This window comes from Paenibacillus xylanilyticus (genome assembly GCF_013359935.1).
Taxonomy (GTDB): Bacteria; Bacillota; Bacilli; order Paenibacillales; family Paenibacillaceae; genus Paenibacillus; species Paenibacillus xylanilyticus.
This window is the reverse complement of the sequence record NZ_JABMCB010000185.1, coordinates 282,663-306,127: the sequence shown is the minus strand read 5'-3', so window position 1 is coordinate 306,127 and position 23,465 is coordinate 282,663. Positions and strand designations below refer to the sequence as shown.

Genomic DNA, 23,465 nt, shown 5'->3' with positions numbered 1-23,465 from the left:
GTTTAATATTACTCTATAAGTTATTAGTTTTTATTAATCTTGATCGTCATTTTCACTTACCAACTATAATGTCCATTTACCAACTATAATGGCAATTGTAAAACTATAATGGCAATTTACCATCTATAATGTAACTGAACAGGTCATTCCGTTTCCGATATCCTTTTGTGTACTGTGCGTGTTGACGGTTACCGGCGAGTTGTCTAGTCCATTTGCGACTCTCCAGATGACCTCTCCATTAACGCCCCATTTACTTCTTAATTTGGAAAGAGGCGTATTTGCCAGATCTCTAATGGTTCGGATACCCATCTTCCACAGATGTTTCTCCATTCTTGAGCCAATCCCCCACATATCTCGGATGGGCTTATCTCCAATGTGGAGGTGTAACTCCTCTTTCTTTAAGTGGAAAATGCCACCCTCCGCTTTTTTAGCGATCATATCGCAGCACAATTTACTGATGATTTTGTTTTCACCAATGCCTGCTCTGGCGTAAACGCCTGTTTCATTATAGATTTTGTCTTGAATTTGCTTCGCCAAATCGATTGGATCATTACCGAATAGATGCATAGACCCTGTAAAATCAGCGAATAATTCGTCTATACTGTACGGTTCAACCAGATCGGTGAACTCCTCAATAATGGACATGATTTGAGTGGATACTTCGATGTATTCCTGCATGTGAGGTTTGACAATGATCAGTTCAGGGCACTTCTGAAGAGACTGCCAGAGTGGTTCAGCGGTAGATACACCCTTAGCTTTGGCCAATGGACAAGCGGCAAGAATAATGCCAGAACGTCTTGCTGGATCGCCTGCGACGGCTAGTGGTCTATTTTTGTATTGAGGCATTTTTGCCTTTTCGACTGAAGCATAAAACGACTGCATATCGATGAGCATAATGGTTCGCTGCTTAGGCAACACTGAAATCACTCCTGTATATTTAAGAACGTATGTTTGTATATATATTATAAACCGAACACACGTTCTTTATGCAAGAGGTAAATATTTATATTCATCCGAGATAAGGTCATACTCAACATACAGAGAACGATGACTTATGACAAAAGAAAAACCCTGAGGCGGTAACCCTCAAGGTCAGTACATTAGCAATCATTAATTCACTTGTCTATTTGCAAATACATCATTCAATTGTCTCTACACTCAATAAATCGAAACCGAATTTACTTGGGATAATGAATGACCATGCTTATAGTGCAATCTCGATGGTATTATAAATGAAAAGCGTCCACTCATTGCTGAGTTGAACGCTGTATGATTATCGCTTGCCGGATCTCCACCATGGTTCTGTTGGGTACTCTCCGGTATGTATCCGCACTTGTTCTCCAATTTTCGGTGTTGCGATATCGACATTAGAGCTGCGCGCAGCCTGGCTAATCCGTTCAACCGGATCGTTCCATGCATGATAGGCAAGGGTGAATGCTCCCCAATGGATGGGAATAAGCAGTTGTCCTCTTACATCCAGATGGGCTTGTACCGTTTCTTCCGGCATCATATGAATATTGGCCCATCGTTCGTCATATTGTCCGCATTCCATCAAGGTTAAGTGGAATGGTCCGTATTTTTCACCAATTTCCTTGAAATGTGGACCATACCCGCTGTCCCCACTAAAGAAAACCCTAGTCTTTTGTCCGGCAATGACCCATGAGCACCATAAGGTGGAATTACGATCAAATAACCCTCTCCCCGAGAAATGTCTAGCAGGCGTGCTAGCCAGTGTCAGGCCCTTGAAGCGAAGTTCATCCCACCAGCCATGCTCGGTAATCTTGTCCGAAGATACACCCATCTGAATCAAGCGTCGACGCACGCCAATCGGCACGATAAACTGTTCGGTTTTGTCCTTTAATTTTCGAATGGAAGAGTAATCCAGATGATCGTAATGGTCATGAGATAAGATGATTGCATCAATGGCAGGAAGATCCTCCGGTTCGATCGGCAGGTCAGTAGTATATCGTTTGGTGCCTGCCCATGACACCGGTGAAGGACGGTGACCCAACATCGGATCAAAAAGCAGCCTGTATCCTTCCAGCTCCAGCAAAAAGGCCGAATGGCCAAACCATGTCACCTGCGGATCATCGGCAGGGTTTAACGTTTGGGCGAACTCACTTTTCACCATTGGGATATTACTCACGGGTCTTCGTTCCTGACTACCCTTAAGAGAATCCCGGAGCATGCTCAGCATTGCCTTCAAATTCATACCCATGGATGTTGGAATCTGATTTTCGTATTTTTTCATCTAATCCCTTCTATCTTAGTAATGGTTTCGGTATGATATTTATCATAATCGTTTAATAATAGACTTATATTAATGGATTGTTCGTTTATAATCAATTCGCCTTCCGTTGTCTAATCCCATTTATCAACAAACCATTATGATTGGAGGACTGAGTATCATGGTTGAACTCATCCAGGACGTTATGGAAGATATGGACAAACAGCTGGATCGCATTAAAACAAGTCTGAACAGGCTGAGTGATGAACAGATCTGGACGAAGCTCCAGCCTGGGATGAACAGTGCGGGGAATTATTGCTTGCATCTTGCTGGCAATGAATATCAGAATCTTGTTACAGGGATTGGAGCAAAACCACTCATCCGGGAACGTTCGCTTGAGTTTGAAATGACGGGGGGACTCACCCGCGATCAATTGATTGCCAAGCTTCAATACGTGCGTTCAGAATCGAAGAGCATTTTATCAGGTCTCGGTGAGAACGACTTGTCCCGTGAAGTGACCATCCCCTATGAGCTGGCGGATTGGAATCGTATGAATCGCAGTGAAGACGAAGTCCAGGATGCTAAAGAACATAAAATCGTCCGCGCCATTTTAATTAAAGTGGCTGCACATTACGGCTATCACACTGGTCAGATTGTACTTTTATCGAAGATTTTGCAACCAACCGATGAGCATTTAACGGGGTTATATCATTAATGTGGCATTAGCATATCCTCTCGCCTTACAGAGGGATCTTAAGGAATAGAGAAGCGACAAATAAAAACGGAGTAGTTGCCTACCAAACCTTAACGAGGACCATATTCGTTGGGGTTTGGCTTGGCGTTCATTGTGACACCACAAGACTCGACCCTTGGGAGCGGAAGTGCTCCAGTGCCTGCTTCACCTCTGAAAACGTAAGTCCGTGGCGGTAAAAATAGTGCTCCAGCTTCTGCACTTCACTTCGATCGCCGCTGTACACTCTGTCTATTTTACGGATAATTGCCTGTTGTACATCGTTCTGCATCAAGCCTGCCGGTTCGCATAGCCAAAAATCAGTCCGTTTGACTTCTCCCCCCTTGGTCCATAACAAATTCTCATAACGAATGACATCCCAATCCCGATAACCTGACTGAATTTGCTGGAGTTCGGATGAAAACATATCGTAGATTAAATTTTGCGGAATATGACCATGGATCTCTCGATACTGTCTCAAATTGAAACCATCAATCCATTCGGTCAAAACAAAATTCCCTGTAGAGTAAGCATACAGTTCGGGAACATGCCGGTTGTTTTGCAATGACATCATCGCCTCGCATTCGAGTTCTCCACCGACTTTCCCACGCTTGGTATACACCTTGAGACAGTATTCCTGTACTTTATAGACAGCAGACTGTTTTCCCAATAGGGAAGCCTGCATGTTTAAATGCCCGTTTTGCTCATAGTGCCTGAGCATCTCCTCAATATGGGGAGTCAGCGGTTTAATGATTCTCATAAAAGACGTCTCCTCGATTCGTTAATAGAACTAAAACGTTTTCTATCATTTGATGAACAAAACTTCACTTTACTATTATTATCTCTAACATTGAAGTTGAACATATCCAATCTCGCCAAAACATGAACTATTTGCTTCCAAATTCGATCATGGGCTTCTTGACTTGGTGAACTGTCCTTTACTCTAATGGATGGAACCCGTTTCACGTCAAGTAACAAAAATGCAAAAAAAACGATGCCTCCCTGTGAGATCAGGAAGTGCATCGTTTGCTGACTAGCTAAATATTTTAATGCATTGGACCTTGTTGGCCTTGTTGCGAACCAACCTTAACCCGTTTCACGAAGAAGGAGATCACCAGGCCAATTACGGCGAGGACTAATGCAAAAACAAATGCGTTTTGTACTCCCGACGTGAATCCGGCGAGTTGATTCTCCGGGCTTTCCGGGTTAGTCACATTGCTCAGGAAGCGTGTCTGTCCCGCACTCAGAATACTTACCGCAACTGCCGTACCAATCGCTCCGGATACTTGCTGCAATGTATTCATGATTGCCGTTCCGTGAGGATAGTACTCAGGCGGCAACTGGTTCAGACCGTTCGTTTGAGCAGGCATCATAATCATCGAAATTCCGATCATCATGAACACATGCATCGTAATAATTGTACTTAATGCCGTTGTCGGCGTAATACCTGTGTACATGAACAGAACAATTGCCACGATCGCCAGACCGATGATAACAAGCCATTTCGGACCGAACTTGTCAAACAAACGACCCATAACCGGGGACAGGAATCCGTTCAGCAAGCTGCCCGGCAGCAAGACCAGACCTGCTGTCAGTGCTGTAACCGCCATACCTTGTTGCAGATACATTGGAAGGATCAGCATCGAAGACAACATCATCATCATACAGATGAAGATCAGGATCAAACCGATTGTAAACATTGGATATCTGAATGCACGCAGATCCATCATAGGCTGCTTCATTCTCAATTGACGGATGCTGAATAAGAGCAAGGACAACGCCCCAATGACCAGGGTGGTTACCACAACAGGGCTGGTCCAGCCTCCGCCAGTCTCTCCGTGTCCCCCGGCGCTGCTGAATCCATATACAATTCCGCCAAAACCAAGGGTCGATAATATAATGGAAAGAACATCAATTTTCGGCTTAGTCAATTTCGAAATATTCGGTAAGAACAACAAGCCGCAAATGAGCGAGATGATGAAGAACGGCAGTGAAATCCAGAAGATCCAGTGCCAGCTCAGATTAGCCAAGATCAATCCGGAAATACTCGGACCGCTTGCTGGAGCAAACATGATAACGAGACCGATTAATCCCATGGCAGCACCACGTTTTTCAATCGGGAAAATAACCAGAATCGTGTTAAACATCAGCGGCAGCAAGAGAGCTGTACCTACGGCCTGCAATACCCGTGCCACCAGCAAAATTTCAAAACTCGGTGCAATTGCAGCAACAATCGTTCCCGCAATCGAAAAAATCAGAGAAGTCGTAAACAACTGTCTTGTTGTAAACCATTGTAGTAACATACCGGAAACCGGCACCAAAATACCCAATACGAGCAGATAACCTGTCGTCAACCATTGAATCGTAGTAGGTCCAACCTCGAGCAAGGTCATCAGCGGTGTCAGTGCCACATTAAGAGCCGTTTCACCGAATAGACCAATGAATCCGCTCAATAGCATCGCGAATAATATCGGCAGTACTTTATATTGCTTTGTTTCTTGTTGGTCCTGTACAGAACCAGCTTTCATGGAAACCTCCACGATCCCATCCTCCTCAAACTTTATAACTGTTTCTCTCTTTGTGCAGAGTTATTGAATTTCTCTCGCATTCTTTGCCACACCCGACAAATAATCAGCAGCCGTCAGCAGGGGCTGTTTATCCTGATTGGTCAGACTGATAATCAGCGCTCCCTCCATTAAAGAGATGACCAAAAGCCCCGTCTCTCGTGCTTTCTCCTCGCCAACACCTTCCATCATCAGATGTTTCGTAATGATTTGCTGCCAGTTCGCGAATACACCCTGACATGCGACACGCAATTGATGACTGATGCAGGAAGTCTCCACAGCTGCCCAAAAGCTAAATGGCAGAAAACCGGTGAAACCAGCCGCCTCCGTTTCATCAGCCATGTCATGGATAAATCGCTGAATGGCATCCCCAGTACTCTCATGAGCTGCAAAGGTATCCTCGAATTTCTGCATGATATGTTCATTGGCTTTCTGGATGCACTCGTGAGCGAGCTCTTCCTTACCGTGCGGGAAATAATGATATAACGAGCCTTTCGGCGTACTGCTCTCCTTAATAATCTGATTTAGACCGGTCGCATGATATCCCTGTGAAAAAAACAGTCTGGCTGCTGTGCTGACAATTAGTTCTTTAGCATTAGACTTTTCACTCAATGGAGCCACTTCCTTAATCTGAATTATAACAATCGGTCTACATAATTAAACCCGTTTCGATAAGCACTGTCAACTACTTTATCAAAGAAATGTTATGAAACCGCTAACAGTTTATTATCCCCATGTTAAATGATTGAGCAGGATAAGAATATACCTGTTTAAGACACAACAAAGAGGTATCTGCCTACAGGCAACACCTCTCTGTGTACATTCCTTCATTTAATGCAAAACAAATCTAATCCTACCTCGACTCAGATCCGATCCTTCATTAATAAATCTAACGCTTATCCCATGCCTTGGCATTCAGCTCACTATTGATGCTAACCGCTGCCAACGCTCCTAAGGACGCGGCCGTGATCGCTTGATACATCTCCGAAGCAGCATCTCCCGCACTAAAGACGCCTGGTAGAGACGTTTTGGCGAACTCATTAACCACCACCGTCCCAGATTCCGTTACCTCACATCCCAAATTTTTGGCCAGATCCGAACCGATCACGAGCTTGGGTGCAAAGAAAATGCCTGTGCACTCTACGTTATTACCATCTTCAAGCAAAATCTGACGAACCATGCCTTCCTCCGATTCAATGGATCGAATAGGTGAATCCAATACAGGCACATGATGCAGTTTCAATTCTTCTCGTTGCTCATCAGTCAATCCATCGGTTCCATTTGTGAGTATCGTGAATCGGTTTGTCCATCCTGATATCACTTTGGCCATGTGTACAGCTTTGTCACCACCCACTATGATGCCGAGTGACTGGTCCCTTAACTCCCAGCCATCGCAATACGGACATACGAAGGCACTCTTGCCATACACCTCCAATAGTCCGGGAATATCCAGAGGCAGATCTTTTTTTCCGACTGCAAAAAGAAGCTTCCGGCCTTTCACGATCTTGTTCCCAGTTGTTGTAACTTCGAATGAACCTTCCGTTCCAGTAACAGCAGTGGCAGTGTCTTCCATGATATGTACAGAAGGATATGCCAGTATTTGCTGCTTCGCAACCTTTCGGAATTCGCTTGGGCTGATTCCGTCTCTCGTCAGAAAACCGTGGGTTTCACGAGTAACCGCATTACGCGGTCGCCCGTCATCTATAACAACGACATCTTTCTTAGCTCTTCCAAGTACCAATGCTGCATTGAGCCCAGAGGGTCCCCCACCAATAATAATTACATCTACTGTTTTCTCCATACTTAACACCCTTTCCCGGATACCTAAAGTCTTTAATTCACCTAAAAAAAAAGAAATCATCTTCTTACCTTCATGGATTGGAACGTATAACTGACAACAAAAAATGAGAAACAAGATCACTTAAAGATAACATCATAATAATCTATTAAAGATCTCTTATATCTACAATAAACCTTCAATCGGAAAATCGCAAGTATATTTTTAACATTTTCCAATGTTTTTTTGTTTTTTTCATGACATCTGTAGCACAGAAATTCAATTTTAACAATTAAAAAAAACCGTGTTTTTAAATTGTTCACAATCAATTGACAGTATTTTTAAACCTAAAACGTGTTTTAATTCACATAGTAAACTAAATGCTATAATAAGTGACGAGATATATAAGTATAGATATAGGAAGTGAGTATTTGAAAACATTGAATAAGGGGTCTCAACCCAAAATTGAATTAGAGTACAGTTCCATTCCGAAAATGTTCTTCGATACGATTAAAGTCGGGATTATCAAGTCTAATCTGATCGCCATGCTTGCCGGTTTGTGTTTGGCATTGTATGTATTCGATGCCTCATTCATAGCCAACATTGTGCCGATCATCTTGTCCGTCATCGGTTCCTCCCTAATTATCGGGGCGGCTGGCGTGTTCAACAACTTGTACGATCGCGATATCGACGCCATTATGGAACGTACAAGAACCCGTCCAACCGTTACTGGTCAGGTTGATACCAAATCCGGATTGATTCTGGGAATCACCATTACCGTGCTTGGGGGCATTTTATTGTATATTGCCTCACCTTCAGCTGCTGTATTCGGAATCCTGGGATTGTTGCTCTATGTGTTTCCATACACCATGTGGACCAAACGTACAACGATATATAATACGGAAGTAGGCAGCCTGTCCGGTGCCGTTCCTCCACTGATTGGCTGGGCAGCCATTTCACCAGAACTTGGACATTTTGAAATCTGGGCTTTGGTTGTTACGATGCTGCTCTGGCAAATGCCACACTTCTACGGTATTGCCATCCGCAGATTTGATGAATATAAGGCTGCCGGCGTCCCTATGCTTCCCGTTGTCAAAGGAATCAGACGCACTTATATTCAAACGAATGTTTACCTGGTATTGTTGTTGCTCTCCAGCTTTTTGTTCTGGCCGCTGAGCCCGTTTGTTGCCATCGTTGCATTTTTGGTCAGCTTGGCATGGCTCATCCTTAGTGTGGCAACATTTGATCGCAAAGAAACCAAGAAATGGTCACATCGAATGTTCATCTTCTCGATTAATCACATTACGATTGTTTTCCTGGTGATCATCGCTTACTCCCTGATTGCACAGCTGGTTAGATAAAGGGTACCGCGTTTCAACGTGAAGATAAAGAGCCGTACAGACAAACTCTTGTATAGAGTTGACTGTACGGCTTTTTTATTGCTCTTGGGATATTAGCCCACTTTGACAGGTGACTGTTCTCCTTGCCACAGCAGCTGCATTTCTTCATTGGTTGCCAGCAGTTCCGCCAGACTTCCTTCAGCCTCAATACGTCCATCCTTCATGACGATAATATGATCAGCCTTGGCAAGGGCTGCACGTCGGTGCGATACGGCGATACAAGTCACATTTTGCTCTTTGGATAAACCATCCCATACCTGCTGTTCCGTTTCCACATCCAGTGCACTGGACAGATCATCAAAGATAAACAGATCTGCTCCAGTCATCAGCATACGTGCAGTTGCTGCACGCTGAATCTGACCGCCAGACAGCATCACCCCTCTTGGGCCAACGGATGTCTCCAGTCCCTGATCGAGGTGGTCTATATCTTTTTTCATTACAGCAAGGCGAATGGCCAGTGCGAGCGATTCATCCACCTTGTCTTTTTTGCCTTGCACAATGTTCTCCCTCAATGTATCACTGAACAGGCGAGGGACCTGCGGAGTGTAAGCTGCTCTGGGCGGCATTAAGAAGGTCGCCGGATCCACATCTTTTCCATTCCATCGGATACTCCCCTCCTGTTTCGGTAACAGTCCGAGGAGAGTCCGTACTAGCGTTGACTTCCCTGATCCGATGCGTCCGGTAATGACAAGAAATTGTCCTCGCTTCAGCCGCAAGTTGATATCCTGAATTCCATTCATAGAGTTAGGATATTGATACGACAGATTGCTGACTTGCAGCTCCCTAAGTTTCTCGTCCGATCCTCTCTGCACTTCACCAAGTTCTGGCGGGTCTTCATACAGATAAATTTCTCTGGATTCCATAATGCAATCTTCTTCACCAGGACGAAACAGCTTGCGCATGCGGTCAAAGGATACCTTCAGACGTTTATGCTGGAATACCATGTACCCGAATAAGGAAATACTAAAGCCGATGTTGGCAAGATACGATGTAAACAGGGCAAAATCCCCTACGGTGAATTGTCCGGTCCTCATCTCGGCAGCACACATCAGCAGAATTAACCCCGTACAGATGCTGAGTACATGCTGATTCAGGGATCTCATCCACTGTTTGAACAGATTATCCCGCAAGGCAGCTTGACGCCGTTCTTCATTCAAATGGTTAAACCGTGCTGAAACATGCTGCTCAGCCTGCCCCAGCTTCAATGCTTGCACCGCACCAAACGTCTCGGCAATGAAACTCGTTATTCGCCCCGTCGCTTCACGATTGTTCTGGGCATATTTGCGTGCACGATTTCCTGACAAATTGTTAAGCAGGGTAACCACGAGTAAGGGTAACACGGCAACCAGTGTAATTTTCCAGTTAATGTTCGCCATAATAGCGATGGACACAATCGCAAAGACAAGTCGTCCCCAGAAGTCTACCCATGATTCAACGTACTCAACGACCTCTTCCACATCATCACGAAAGCGACTCATCGCTTCTCCTGGTGAAGCCGGAAGGTTGCGTCCAGGCCAGCGCATGATGCCAGCCAGCATATTTGTACGAAGAATCGCCTGAATATGATAGACGTATGTAATCCATGCATAAAAAGCGGCAAAAAACGTACCCACTCTGGCTACCCGTATCAGTGCAATGAATATAAGCGGAACTGCCAGCCACAGGTAATCACTGGATCCAATTGTTGCCCGGTCAAAAAACCACTGCATTCCGATCCCGATCGCAAGTGGCAAGGAATGAAACACACACCATAACAAGCCATTAATGATAAACAGGACAACTTTGAACCGAAACAGTCGTCCAATAAATTCTGCTACATTCACGCAAGCTCCTCCTCTCTGCCTGTAATCCGCAGCCGAGCATAATGTGAATTCGGATTGTTCGCGAGCTCTTCCCTTGCCCCGAATTCCAATATCCGGCCATCTCCCAGCACCATAATCTGGTCTACCTGCTCAAGCGTAGCCAGGCGATGGGCTATAATGATTCCCGTACATTGCTTCATTAACTGATCGACAGCCGACTGGAGCAGATGTTCCGTAGCCGCATCCAGACGTGAAGACGGCTCATCCAGAATGACCATACTTGGCTCAGTCAGAAATACTCTGGTTAAGGCAAACAACTGTGCTTCGCCAGCAGACAGGGAAGAACCTCCCGCAGTCAAATGAGTATCGAGCCCTTTTGGCTGGGTATCGATCCATTGACGGAGTCCAAGTCGATCGGTCGTTTCCAGGATCATGTCATCCGAGACCTCCTGATTAAACAGCGTCAGATTATCCCGCAATGTGCCATCGAACAACTGTACATCTTGCGTCACCATGCCCACTCTTCTGTAGAGTGCCTGCAAGCTAAGCTCGGAAATATCCTTGCCGCCTACCCGTATGACACCACTATCCAGATTATACAAACGCAGCAGCACGCGACTCAGACTGGACTTTCCGCTGCCTGTGCGACCGATAATACCCAGTCTCTGCCCAGGCTTAATTTTAAAATTGATATCCCGCAATACAGGTTTATCTTCGTTATAACTGAAATTTACCTGCTCAAATTCCAGACCAAGCGCTCCATCTGGCAGCCATTCCTGATCTCCGTCTTTGATTTCGCTGCTTAGAGCAAGCAGTTCCCTGGAACGAAGCATACCGGATTTCGCCTTTTGAAACTCCTGCACCTGATCTCCAAGCATCTCAATCGGATCATTCAGCATCTGAGTGTATTGATAGATGAGAAATAACGTACCGAGACTGATTGCCCCCTGCATAAAATAATGAACACCCAGCAGGAGAACCGCTGTGACAGCAATGGCAAACAAAATCACGGTTGTATTCCACGGAATAACGCGTAAAATCCAGGCTCTCCGCCCTTTCAGGAAAACAATTCGCATCAATTTGTAGAATCGATTCATGACATATGGTACATGCCCATTCGCCTGGACATCCTCGATTCCGGCAATACGCTCTTCGATCATGCCGAAAAGGGAAGCACTTGCTTCACGCTCATTTTTGGAAGATTGCACACCGAGGTTACGGATAAATACCATAAACAAAATCGATAATAACGTAAACACCGTCATGACTACCGCAATGGGTATATTCACCGTGAACATAAACCCGAGTATTCCCGCAAGCAATACAAAACTCCCGATGACCTGAACAATAAACATGGCAAAGAAGTTTGAGATGCTCGTTACGTCTCCATCGACACGTTCAATCATCTCCCCTGGTGTTTTAACATTGTGGAAACGCATATCCAGACGTAGACAATGCTTCAGCAAATCCCCGCGAAGCTGGTTCGTTGCCCGCCATGAGACATCATTTCCCAGATAACTGACCGCAACCGTAATCAGCTGATTAAACACGGCAACGACCAGAAAAAAGGCTGCCAGCTGAATCAGACTTGTGAGTATTCCGCCCCCTGCGGCTGTATCGATAAACCGCTTGACAATCTGCGGATTCAGCAGCTGCAAGCCTGTTGAAGTCAGCAGCATAACCAGCAGCAGGGCCAGCCGCCCCTTCACGGGTTTCAGGTATTGCAAGAGCCAGGACATGGATTTTTTTTCTTGTTTGGGCACATTGCCCACCCCTTTACGTCTATTTAGTGTTATTCTCATTCGGCTTATCACATCTCTTACATCGCTAAGACGAATCATGCAGAAAAATATGAAATGCCTTGTTTACGACCCAAGTATCATTATTAACATGACTTTTTACCATCTTTTATTCTCCCAACCCTTCTGGCAATCTTCCCTGAACCTTTGAACCCACTGTTCGGAAACCTCGTCTGCGATGGGGTCAAAGGACGGAGGCAAAATGGTAACGGGATCAGATGGGATATCCAAATACTCCAGCACTTTCATGACGGTCCCCTCGTAATCCTGTATAAAATCTTCATATACAATCGTTAAAGGGATAATTCCCGACTCCGAAAGAAAATCTTCTATTGCAGCTTCGCACATGTTACTTTCAACAAGCAGGTGTTTAATTGCATCAAAATGATATTGGTCTGCAATATTTTGCTGTTCTGCCTGATCGCCGTGTTTGCGATGCCACTCACCTGAAACAATAGCCCGCCACCAGGATACAGCCAATCTAACCTTGTTTCGACGTGTCATGTAAATATGCTTCGTGCAGTTAGGGAAACCGGTACTCCATACTTCAGCCCGCGATACTTCGGATGGCAAATGATACAGATTGCGGATTGCATCCATCCATCGTTGTTCAAAATTGATCTTGATGCCAAACACACCATTAGGCGTTGTTCCCTGCTCCCACATTTGTTCCAGATCTTCTCGTTTCAGGGTATCGGGACTCTTCTGCTGAAAATGCAGCCATTCCCCGGGTTTGCCTGCAAGACCCGTAGAACTTAATGCTTCACTGAGCAGCGTACTGCCTGTGCGCTGGGAAAACCAAATCGTATAACTTTGAACCGGTTGCTTCATCTCTTTACCTCTCTTTCTACCCTTAGGAATATGATAAAAATAGATGCCCAGTCTCCTTTCCATGTGAACAGATTGGTGGAATGCATGCAAAAAAGCCATAGATGAACTGATGTTCATCTACAGCTTTGTATCAACAAGAGAACCATATAAAAAACGTTTCTGGATTTCTCCTCTGCATCGCAATAATGAATAGCGTCCACGCCAGGGGCTGCACAAACACGGCTCTCCAAACGCTGACATCTTCACCTTGGACAGTACCTATGCTCATGCTTATTCAGTTATCGATTCGAAACCCCACACTGGCATGAACATATTCATCTACCCACCCGTTACACATATTTGTTGTCTATTGTATTCGCTCCATCAGGATGCGTCAAGAACATTTTTACTAAATTGTTATTTCCTTCATGTTGATAAAATCATTTGCAGCCGAACTAACGATCATACCCCAGATTAGGAATCATTCTAAAAACAAACTTTATTCGATTGACCTTCCATACACCCTCACTGTATACAAGTTCAATGTTTCGATCATTCACGTAGTGGGATTCACCCGTTAATGTATTTCCAAGAACGTACGACTGAGATAACGTTCCAGTTGTACTGCTCGTATAATAAACGGAGTTCTCAGGAATATCATACTGAATCCATTCGCTCTGCAACTCCTGCCCTTTAATGATGGACTGGATTAATTTTTCTGTAAAATAGGGTTTGAAATATGTCCGTATTGGATTAATCTCAGACAGATTGGACGTTTCGTTCAATTTTTTCGATAATAAATTGATCCGTGTTTGGCTTATTTTCTGAGAAACAGGTATCTGGGAATCATCGTTCTGCACGTTCACAACCACCGTCTGATCATCTAACATAATGGTAGCCTGTTTGTTTTCACCATCCCAGTTCAGCTCGGCCCCAAGCGTCTGACTGACAAATCTCAACGGAACATACGCAGTGCTTCCAATTAACACCACAGAAGAATCCATGGTTATTACCTGGTCATTCACTCGCGCATTTTTGAAGTTAACAGCGAGAAAAATCTCCTTCTCATCTGTTTTAATTCGTATATATTTGTCATCTTTATACCACTTTACATCTCCCCCAAAATTGTTGGACACCACTCTCAAAGGGATTAAGACCCGATTTTTAGACAACATTCCTTCCTTAATCTCAACTGCAGTATCCTCAGCGAGAACCGCTGTGGAAAGTGTAATAAGCATTATAGACGCCAGCACGATAAACGCATTTTTTTTCAATATCAAGTTGCAGCCTCCTTTCGAGTAAATAACGTAACGATCTTTTCTAAATCAGTTAACGTTATCTGACTCATGAAAGTTGCCGCCTTCTCAAAAAAGACGCTGGCCTGAATGCCAACGTCTCATTATCATTTTTGCATAATCCTTTATGTGCAATTCCATTTACTTGTTTATCGTTCCGGTCATAAGCGACAACCGTTCCACCCATTCTTCCTTTTTATTCAGATTGGAATGGATATAAAACATCAGCAGTGCTGCAAACGAGGACATGGTTCCCAAAAGGATGACCGGCACAATCCCCCACCAATCATAGACATTCCCGAACATCAACGGACCAATCATTCGGCCGATATTCGCAAATCCACCAGTAAGCCCCATATAAAAAGGTGCGTTCACTCCCGTGCGTTCAGACAGGAATGTAGGTATGGTGGGGAGTAACATCATTTCCCCAAAGGTGGCAAGTATCATGCCGAGTACCAGATAAATATAATGTTCGTGAAAGAACAAAATGAACGTAAACGCCAAAGCCGAAAATAAGGCACTCACAAACATCTGCCTAACGATAGTTGGGGCAAACCTCTTCTTGATCCATGACGTAAACGGCTGCCCCAGCAAGATAACCAGTCCATTAATTGTCCACAGCAAGCTGTAGAACTTGAGGTCCAGTCCCTGCTCGTCAATATAAGGAGCAATGCCCGTTGACCATAGTGAGAATGAAATCCAGAAGAACATGGCTCCGAAAGAGAGAAATAGATAAATGCTTACATTTTTCAGCAAGCTCCTGCGATCCACTGGCATCTCATTCGCTGTCGTTTCATTTTTTCCTTCTATTATATGTTGCTCGGGTTCCTGGACTGAATCGATTGTTTTGTATGAATCGACCTTGCTTGGCAGGCGCATGAACAGCAACAGAAAGACAGCAAATAATAAAGTGGTTGTTCCCGTAAACAGATATGTCAGGGTAAAGGAAATCGATGCAATCAAGCCGCCGACCATGGCACCGATGGACAGCCCAAAATTGTTACAAACGTACATCAGATTGTAGAGCGTTCTGCGATGCTCTTTCCAACGAAAACCGACGTAGGCGTTTAGGGAAGGAAGTGCAATTCCGTTTACAAAACCGAGCGCGCAAATGAAAACAATGTAAGCTGGCCAACTGTCCGTCATCGCAATGCCAAACAGCATGCAGGCAGAGATCAGGAAAGAGCCGGTAATCAGAATTTTGGGACCCAAGCGATAGTAGAGATTGCCGCCCACCAGTTCCCCGAAAACACTGCATAGTGCCTGATAAAGAACGATCAATCCGGCTTCTCCATACGATCTGCCCATCACATTGTGCACATACAATGTAGTTAATGGCCACATGATAGCCTTGCCTGTAGAATTAACGAAGCTCGCGGCGATGAATAAGAGAGCATCCCTCGGATAGTTACGAAGATGCCCTAATTTGTTCCAGGACGATAGCATGGAAATTAACGTTCTGTTCATGTTCCCTCTTCTCTATGCGCTGGTCCTGCGAGGATCCATTGCATCACGGATACCATCACCGATAAAATTAATGGATAAGACCGACAGAATAATGATTAGACCTGGTGGAATCCAGAGCCAAGGCTGACTTGTCAGGGCCGTTATGGATTGTGCAGCATTAAGCATATTCCCCCAGCTGGCTGTGGGCGGCTGTACGCCCATACCCAGAAAGCTCAAGGAGGATTCGGACAGAATAGCGGCGGCGGCACCAAAAGTGGCATTGACCAAAATTGGTCCCAAAGCATTCGGCAAAATATGCCCAAAAATCAGTCGAGGTGAACTGAAACCCAGTGCCTGTCCTGCCTTTACAAATTCGGTTTGCCGAAGAGTTAATACACTGCCCCGAACCAGCCGGGCAACTGCAGGCCATCCCAGCAGAGCGAGTACAATGATAATGTTGGACAATCCGGTGCCAAGAACAGTTACCAGAACCAGAATCACCATCAGACTCGGAAAAGACATAAAGACATCGATGATTCGATTGATCAACATGTCTACCCATCCCCCCACATAACCGGCGATGGCTCCAACAATGGTACCTACACATACGTAGAGCAAAACAGTAACTACACCTACGGCAAGTGATACACGTGTTGCGTAGATCAGCCTGCTCAGCACATCCCGTCCCACCTGATCTGTACCCAGCCAATGCTGACTGGAAGGAGAAGCGGCAAATGCACCCGTAATTTCGTTGGGATCATAGGGAGCAATGAATGGTGCAAAACCACTGATCAGGATGAGAAATCCGAGAATAATCAGCCCCGCTACTGCAAGTTTATGCTGGACAAAGCGTTGACCGATCATTTTCCAGTAGCTCTCACGTTCAAAACTCGGAGTGTTTGCTGCAGCCGAACCCGCAACGAGTTCAGGGGAAGCAGCTGTACCAGACTCCAGATTTAGTGAAGGCATAATGCTCACTCCTTTCTTCAACTGTATTTGATTCGAGGATCCACGACCGCATACATCAGATCAGACCACAGATTGGCGGCCAGTACAGATAGGGCTGCAAGCATGTTTACTCCCATGAGCAGCGGAAAATCCCTTGAAAAGATGGCCTGAATCGTCAATTGTCCCATGCCGTTCCACTGAAATATGCTTTCTGTAATGACGGCTCCCCCGATTAATACAGGAATATCGAGACCCGCTATCGTGATCAGCGGAATAAGTGCATTTTTCAAAGCATGCTTGTGAATTACGATAAATTCTCTGACTCCCTTGGCTCTTGCTGTTCGCAGATACTCTTGTCCAAGCACTTCAATTACACTCGCGCGAACATAACGGATCATTCCGCCAGAGATGGAAGTTCCCAGCGTAATTGTAGGCAATATCAGGTGAGTCAGCGTATCCCCGATGCCGGCGTTCCCTCCCATGGTGCTCATGCCTCCCGTGGGAAGTACACCCAACAGGACGCCGAAGATATAAATCAGGCCCAGGCCCAGAAAAAAATTCGGAATGGAAACACCCAATAACGAGGTGGTCGACATTAAATAATCAAACTTGGAGCCCGACTTTACAGCACAGTAAATGCCAATCGGGATCGCAATCAGATATCCAAACAGAATCGATGCCCCTACCAGCAGCAAGGTCGGACCTATTCGTTCAGCGATTAAACTGGTTACAGGTTGGAAGGAACTGAATGAATGCCCCAGATCACCCTGCACCAAATTCACGAGCCATTTCCAGTACCGAATCATGAACGGATCATTTAATCCAAGTGCTTCTCGCCTTAATTGTTTGTCCTCTTCACTCACATCCGGATTCACATACATGTCCACGGGATCCCCCGGGGCCAGATTGATGAGAACAAAATTAAGGAAAGTTACTCCAAACAATACCGGGATCGCGATCAGAAGTCTCCGAAGCACGTAATTCAACATAAAAGGCCCCCTCTGTGCATACATGGTTAGAACGTTTATCCAAGCGGATCATGACAAGCATACAAGTGTCCTTTACGGAAGATATCCTCAGTAAGAAGCGGCTCCTCCTCCTGACATTTGGTACTGGCGAGTGGACAGCGGGTATGAAAACGACAGCCTTGTGGTGGTGATGCGGGACTTGGTACATCCCCTTCGAGTACAATTCGCTCTTTGTTTCTCAAATGGGGATTCGGAATAGGATAAGCATCGAGCAATGCTCGGGTATATGGGTGTCTGGGCGAAGAAAACAACTCTTGAGCCGGGGCGAGTTCTACCACTTTGCCGAGATACATTACAGCTATGCGATTACTCATATACTTTACGGATCCAAGGCCGTGACCAATAAACAAGTAGGTTAAGTTAAATTCACGCTGCAAGTCCTTGAGCAGATTCAGGATCTGGGCCTGAATGGAAACATCAAGTGCCGAAACAGGTTCATCACAAACAATCAGTTTGGGTCTAAGGGCAACCGCACGCGCGATACCTATTCGTTGACGCTGACCTCCCGAGAATTCATGTGGATATTTCCCCAAACCTTGAACCGATAATCCTACAATCTCCATTAACTGTGAAGCTTCCCGCAAGGCTTCGGCGTCCGACATGCCTCGTAATACATGAAGAGGCTCTGTGATGAGATCGACAATCCGCTTTCGGGGATTCAACGATGAATAGGGGTCTTGAAATATCATCTGAATATCCCTGCGCAATGTTCTCATCTCTGCGCCCGACATTTGGGTCAGATCCCTTCCTTCAAACAGCACCTTGCCTGAACTAATATTCTCCAGCCCGATAATGCTGCGTCCAAGCGTAGATTTGCCGCAGCCTGATTCTCCGACCAGACCAACAGTTTCTCCGGGGTACACCTGAAGGTCAATTCCATCCACTGCTTTGATCTGTCCAACTGTTTTTGAAAATATACCCTTCTGAATGGGATAATGTTTATGGACCCCTTCCAGCTGAAGTAACGGTTTATCCGCGCTTTCCTTGATCGGCTTTCGCATCGCTGACATGTCATATCCCCCTTATCCTGTAGGTTTAAGTCTTACGCCGGAAACCAGCAGCGTACTTTATGAGCTTCGCGAATCTCTGTCAGTGGTGGGGGTGTATGGCATTGGGCTGCCGCCCTGCTGCAGCGTTCCATAAATCTGCAGCCTGAAGGCATGGATTGCAGTGAGGGTACCGAACCGGGAATGGAACGCAGCTCTGCGTCTTCAATTTCGATATGTGGGATGGATTCCATTAGTCCAATGGTGTATGGATGTTCGGGATGATCGAACAGCTCATATACCTCTGCCTCCTCGACGACCTGCCCTGCATACATCACGATGATTCGATCCGCCATTTCGGCCACGACACCCAGATCATGCGTGATTAACATAATTGAAGTCCCAGTTTCCTCACGAATTTGTTTCATCAAACTCAGAATCTGGGCCTGTATGGTTACATCAAGTGCTGTTGTCGGCTCATCAGCAATAAGAAGTTTCGGTCTGCATGCCAGTGCCATAGCAATCATGACACGCTGCTTCATTCCACCGGACAAGGTGTGGGGATACTGGCCAAGCAGCTGCTCGGCCCTTGGAAATCCAACCTGTTTTAACAGGGAAATGCCATGCTGTTTCGCCTCCTTGGCTCCCATCCCAAGATGCAGTCGAATAGTCTCCGTCAATTGATTGCCAATGGTAAAGACCGGGTTAAGAGAAGACATCGGATCCTGAAAAATCATGGAGATTTCCTTGCCACGAAGCTTGACCAGTTCGTGTTCAGGAAGTTCGGCCAGATCCCTTCCATCAAATCGTATGGAACCACTGCTGATATAACCGCTTCGTCCAAGTAAACGCAGGATAGATAATGAAGTGACACTTTTGCCGCATCCGGATTCTCCTACAATGCAGAGTGTCTCTCCTGCTTTCAGAGAGAAGCTCACATCATCCACCGAAGTCACTTCCCCTTGATTGGTACGGAAGTTAGTCCTGAGATGCTGTATTTCAAGCAGTTCATTCATACCTGTTCCTCCCCGATTCCATTTATTTGCGCTCCCATATGTTAACGTCATAATGCATGCCGTCCACCACGCCGCCTTTACCCTCGATCTGTTGTGAGATCGCCATCAGATTAAATTCGGAGTATACCGTAATCAGCGGTACGTCTTCCTGAATCATATTTTGCAGCTTGTTGTAGATCTCTTGACGCTTGGCTGAATCTGTCTCTGCCATTCCCGCATCAAATAATTCATCCACTTCCGGATTGTTGTAGCGCATATCGTTAAGTGCTGCTGTGGAGCGATATACGGTTGCCGGGCCATCAGGGTCCATAATACTGCCAAAGCTGCTAAGCACCAGATCGAATTCTCCTGCAACAAGCTTCGAAACCGTCGTTGGAAAATCATAATTCACCTGGTTAACCTGAAGTCCGATGGCTTGAAAATTTTGCTGAATGATATTGCCTGCCATCTCACGAGTGCGGTCGCCGGTAGGCACAATCAATTCAATGGGGCGTTTCATATCGAAGCCGGCTTCTGCTAACATTTGTTTGGCTTTCTCAGGGTCATAACCATAGCTGATAATATTGTCGTCATGATAAGGATGACTGTTGGCATACGGGCCGTCCTGCAATTCTCCGGTGCCTGGCATCAGCTGTTCTACAATCATCTGCCGGTTGATCGCATAGGCCAGGGCTTGTCTTACTTTTTTGTCCTGAAAACGTTCCGTATTAATCTCGATCGAGTTGTATCTTCGGGTCTGCTCCTCTTTGGTTGTCAGCCCCTGAATGGATTTTACGGTCTGCCATTCTGAAGCCGGGATATTCCCTACCCCCTGCGCCGCATTCATGTCCAGCTCTCCGGATTGAAGCTGTGCAACCATATTGGAGGCAGGCATGATTTTGATAAATACCTTTTCAATCTTGGGAGCTCCCCGGTAATACTCCGGATTGGCAGCGAGTTCCACATAAGATTTGTTCTCATATTTTACAAAAGTATAAGGACCTGAAGTTACATTGGGACTGCGCCAAAATGAGTTTTGATTCAGCTCTGCCGGATTTACATCCTGCAGCACATGTTTGGGGACAATCAATACATCGGAGAAGCGTTCATAAACCAGATTGGGGTCCACCGGCGTTTTGGTTCGAATCTCAAGATGTTTCTCATCAATTACCTTGATCGAATCCAGTCCTTCAGAGCCTTCAGGCAGCGTTCCTTTCTCATTCAATCCATCCAGGGAAAATATAGCGCTGCGCTGTGTAGTGATCGTCTTGGGATTGGCAATCAGATTGATCGTAAATTCAACATCCTGTGCAGTAATAGGTGTACCATCTGTCCAGTTTGCATCCGGTTGAATGGCGATGCGGAACGTTTGGTTATCCTCCGTCTCAAAGGACTCGGCAAGCTGCATTTCGAATTGAAGCGGACCTGTTGTTTTGACCAGACTATCGAAGAAATATCGGTAGGTGAATACAGCACCACTTGAGCCACTTCCGTCCGAATCGATCGGATTAAACATCAGAGGCGGGTTCGTTATTCCAATGGTCAACTGGTTTGCTTGAGTATGGTTACCATTGGCTGCACTTGCAGATGTCCCTGATCCTTGTCCTGCTGAACCACAACCTGTGATAAGCATCATTCCGAACAATGGAAACAGCGCTGTCCTCTTCAACCATTTTTTCATATGAACGCTTCCCCCTTATGTTTTGCTATCATTTATCCTTCCACGCCGATAGGTCTTTTCAACGCTATAATGCTGCTTCAGCAGTCTCCGTCACCTGCATATCCGCTCTGCGCTTCACAGCAAGCAAGCTGATAAACTCAAAGGCAATATTCGCTGCATTAAGCGCTGTGACTTGACTTGGATCGCGATCCGGAAGCACCTCTACCAAGTCAAATCCGATAAAATCGATACCGGCTAGACCCCGAAGCATTTTCTGTGCTTCGTAAGTCGTAAAGCCGCCAACCTCCGGTGTTCCAGTACCAGGTGCATATACCGGGTCCAGAAAATCAATGTCAAAGGTTAGAAATACCGGGCGATCTCCCACGCGTTCTTTAATTTTCTGACATAACTCAGGGATGGTAAGCTCCCTTACATCATCAGTTGTCATCACTTCAAACCCCATCGCTCGTGCCTCATCCAAACCTCCAGCACGATAGGTCGTTCCTCTCATTCCCATTTGAATCGAGTGGTGTGGATCAATCAGCCCTTCATCCACGGCGTAGCTGAAGACTGCTCCATGAGACCACATTCGTTCAGGTTGTTTGGAACGTCCTGTATCCGAATGAGAATCAAAATGGACAAGGCATACAGGTCCATGTGTTCGCGCAGCTGCCCTTAGATGCGGAAGCGATATGGAGTGGTCTCCACCCAATAGAACGGGAACGACTCCTGCCTCAAATACAGGCGCTAATTGCTCTTCGATCGCTTGATAGGATTGTTCAATATATCCGGGATGTACAAGAAGGTCACCAAAATCGATACCTGATAAAAATTCTGAAATATCAATCTGGTGAACGGGAGATATCGGCCGAATCCGCTGTGACATCGTACGGATGGAAGCTGGACCAAAGCGTGCACCAATGCCATAGCTTACACCTGTATCAAAAGGAACTCCGATGACTGCAAAATCAACCTCTTCCAGTGTTTGTACATACGGCAAATGCATGAAGGTGTGGATGCCGGAATAAAGAGGCTTTCCCATGTCGATCTGTGGACGGTATTTCATGTTTGATCTCTCCCTTTGTTTATGATTTCAACTTAAAAAAATACAAAAAGAGGCCGCTTGTGAGTAAGCGGCCTCTTTGCCATAGACAACCATCCTCCAGATAAAGGATGATTGCTTGTATGCAGTTGTGTAATGCCAATTATAGAAACAGCCTCAATCAATGTCAATATATTTGACACAAATTCTCGAATAAAAGATTTTACAGCTAAACTGCGTTATGTTATATCACTTGTTCTGTTGACTTTTGTCGGGATGTATTATATAAATTAACATTAATCAGGTCATCCACATCCAGTTCATACACGAAGATGTTGTCTCAATTCCGACTTCGAGGTGATGGGTAAATTATGAAACCAAGACTATTGCATGTTCATGATATCCCGACTACAAAATGTCGAGTTGATGTCAAATTCAACGAATTAGGTTATCGGGTTGAGTCAATTGAGGCTGAATGTATGAGTCAACTGACCAAGAGCAGGTTTGAAATGATTATTTTGGATGTTCCCGCATGTCGACTGAAGAAATGGCTGTATTCAGCCAGTCACTTGTTCTCTTACCCTATTCTATGGTGGTGTGACGAGCGTAAACCTGCCACCACTGCGCCTCATGAGAAGCTTGACGGTGTACTCTGTTCAGGAATGAATGATAATGAACTTCAATGGTCTTTGCTGATCGGTCTTAAAAATTACCAGACCCGTGTTCATTTGGAGCGGGAATACCGTTTCTTATCCACCAAACTGGAAGAAATCAAACGAGTGGAGTGTGCCAAAATATCACTTAGCAAGCAAAAAAACATCAGTGAAACCAAAGCCTATGAATGGATGCGCACGCAGGCCATGAATGAACGCAAGAAACTGGTTGATATTGCAGAATCAGTGTTGACTGAAATTAAATAATAGCTAAATCGTCAAGAAACCCTGCCTGTTGAACAG

20 protein-coding genes are annotated in these 23,465 nt (G+C 45.4%); 3 read left to right on the top strand and 17 right to left on the bottom strand.

Features of this window, described 5'->3' with window-relative positions; translation table 11 throughout:
• Positions 1–123: 123 nt before the first annotated feature.
• Both HP552_RS15940 and HP552_RS15935 read right to left on the bottom strand, forming a co-directional pair.
• Positions 124–918 carry a DNA polymerase IV gene (locus tag HP552_RS15940; RefSeq protein ID WP_312884300.1) on the bottom strand — a complete coding sequence of 265 codons (795 nt, stop codon included), beginning with the start codon at positions 916–918 and terminating at the stop codon, positions 124–126.
• Positions 919–1,273: 355 nt separating this feature from the next.
• Positions 1,274–2,251, bottom strand: coding sequence for an MBL fold metallo-hydrolase (locus HP552_RS15935; protein ID WP_175396394.1), 978 nt, complete (start codon positions 2,249–2,251; stop codon positions 1,274–1,276).
• A 157-nt stretch (positions 2,252–2,408) separates the two neighbouring features.
• Here HP552_RS15935 and HP552_RS15930 point away from each other — a divergent pair, with 157 nt between their 5' ends.
• Complete coding sequence (locus HP552_RS15930) at positions 2,409–2,942, top strand: DUF1572 family protein (protein WP_175396393.1); 534 nt, start codon at positions 2,409–2,411, stop codon at positions 2,940–2,942.
• A gap of 127 nt (positions 2,943–3,069) precedes the next feature.
• Here HP552_RS15930 and HP552_RS15925 read toward each other — a convergent pair whose 3' ends face one another.
• From HP552_RS15925 to HP552_RS15910, 4 genes are all read right to left on the bottom strand, one after another.
• Entirely contained in the window at positions 3,070–3,717 is a 648-nt protein-coding gene (locus tag HP552_RS15925; RefSeq protein ID WP_175396392.1) for a protein kinase family protein, read from the bottom strand.
• 286 nt (positions 3,718–4,003) lie between these two features.
• Positions 4,004–5,485 carry a DHA2 family efflux MFS transporter permease subunit gene (locus tag HP552_RS15920; RefSeq protein ID WP_175396421.1) on the bottom strand — a complete coding sequence of 494 codons (1,482 nt, stop codon included), beginning with the start codon at positions 5,483–5,485 and terminating at the stop codon, positions 4,004–4,006.
• 60 nt (positions 5,486–5,545) lie between these two features.
• A complete protein-coding gene (locus tag HP552_RS15915) occupies positions 5,546–6,133 on the bottom strand; it encodes a TetR/AcrR family transcriptional regulator (protein WP_175396391.1) in 588 nt (195 codons plus the stop codon).
• A gap of 277 nt (positions 6,134–6,410) precedes the next feature.
• Entirely contained in the window at positions 6,411–7,322 is a 912-nt protein-coding gene (locus HP552_RS15910) for an NAD(P)/FAD-dependent oxidoreductase (protein WP_175396390.1), read from the bottom strand.
• Between the two features lie 407 nt (positions 7,323–7,729).
• Here HP552_RS15910 and cyoE point away from each other — a divergent pair, with 407 nt between their 5' ends.
• Positions 7,730–8,659 carry a heme o synthase gene (cyoE, locus tag HP552_RS15905; RefSeq protein ID WP_175396389.1) on the top strand — a complete coding sequence of 310 codons (930 nt, stop codon included), beginning with the start codon at positions 7,730–7,732 and terminating at the stop codon, positions 8,657–8,659.
• Positions 8,660–8,751: 92 nt separating this feature from the next.
• Here the strand turns inward: cyoE and HP552_RS15900 are convergent, their stop codons facing one another.
• The 11 genes from HP552_RS15900 to speB all read right to left on the bottom strand — a co-directional run bounded on the left by HP552_RS15900 (position 8,752) and on the right by speB (position 22,533).
• Positions 8,752–10,521 carry an ABC transporter ATP-binding protein gene (locus HP552_RS15900; protein WP_175396388.1) on the bottom strand — a complete coding sequence of 590 codons (1,770 nt, stop codon included), beginning with the start codon at positions 10,519–10,521 and terminating at the stop codon, positions 8,752–8,754.
• Entirely contained in the window at positions 10,518–12,263 is a 1,746-nt protein-coding gene (locus tag HP552_RS15895) for an ABC transporter ATP-binding protein (protein ID WP_175396387.1), read from the bottom strand. Before HP552_RS15895 ends, HP552_RS15900 begins: the two co-directional genes overlap by 4 nt.
• A gap of 135 nt (positions 12,264–12,398) precedes the next feature.
• A complete protein-coding gene (locus HP552_RS15890; protein ID WP_175396386.1) occupies positions 12,399–13,130 on the bottom strand; it encodes a Stf0 family sulfotransferase in 732 nt (243 codons plus the stop codon).
• Positions 13,131–13,564: 434 nt separating this feature from the next.
• On the bottom strand, positions 13,565–14,389 hold the full coding sequence (locus HP552_RS15885) for a copper amine oxidase N-terminal domain-containing protein (protein ID WP_175396385.1): 825 nt from the start codon (positions 14,387–14,389) through the stop codon (positions 13,565–13,567).
• A gap of 156 nt (positions 14,390–14,545) precedes the next feature.
• A complete protein-coding gene (locus HP552_RS15880; protein ID WP_246310907.1) occupies positions 14,546–15,871 on the bottom strand; it encodes an MFS transporter in 1,326 nt (441 codons plus the stop codon).
• Positions 15,872–15,883: 12 nt separating this feature from the next.
• Complete coding sequence (gene opp4C, locus HP552_RS15875; RefSeq protein WP_175396384.1) at positions 15,884–16,819, bottom strand: oligopeptide ABC transporter permease; 936 nt, start codon at positions 16,817–16,819, stop codon at positions 15,884–15,886.
• Between the two features lie 17 nt (positions 16,820–16,836).
• A complete protein-coding gene (locus HP552_RS15870; protein WP_175396383.1) occupies positions 16,837–17,787 on the bottom strand; it encodes an ABC transporter permease in 951 nt (316 codons plus the stop codon).
• A gap of 35 nt (positions 17,788–17,822) precedes the next feature.
• Entirely contained in the window at positions 17,823–18,836 is a 1,014-nt protein-coding gene (locus tag HP552_RS15865) for an ABC transporter ATP-binding protein (RefSeq protein ID WP_175396382.1), read from the bottom strand.
• A gap of 32 nt (positions 18,837–18,868) precedes the next feature.
• A complete protein-coding gene (locus HP552_RS15860; protein WP_175396381.1) occupies positions 18,869–19,828 on the bottom strand; it encodes an ABC transporter ATP-binding protein in 960 nt (319 codons plus the stop codon).
• A gap of 22 nt (positions 19,829–19,850) precedes the next feature.
• Positions 19,851–21,488 (bottom strand): ABC transporter substrate-binding protein, encoded by a 1,638-nt coding sequence (locus HP552_RS15855; RefSeq protein ID WP_175396380.1) that lies wholly within the window; start codon positions 21,486–21,488, stop codon positions 19,851–19,853.
• Positions 21,489–21,552: 64 nt separating this feature from the next.
• Complete coding sequence (speB, locus tag HP552_RS15850; protein WP_175396379.1) at positions 21,553–22,533, bottom strand: agmatinase; 981 nt, start codon at positions 22,531–22,533, stop codon at positions 21,553–21,555.
• Between the two features lie 455 nt (positions 22,534–22,988).
• Here speB and HP552_RS15845 point away from each other — a divergent pair, with 455 nt between their 5' ends.
• Complete coding sequence (locus tag HP552_RS15845; RefSeq protein ID WP_175396378.1) at positions 22,989–23,429, top strand: ANTAR domain-containing response regulator; 441 nt, start codon at positions 22,989–22,991, stop codon at positions 23,427–23,429.
• Positions 23,430–23,465: the final 36 nt, after the last annotated feature.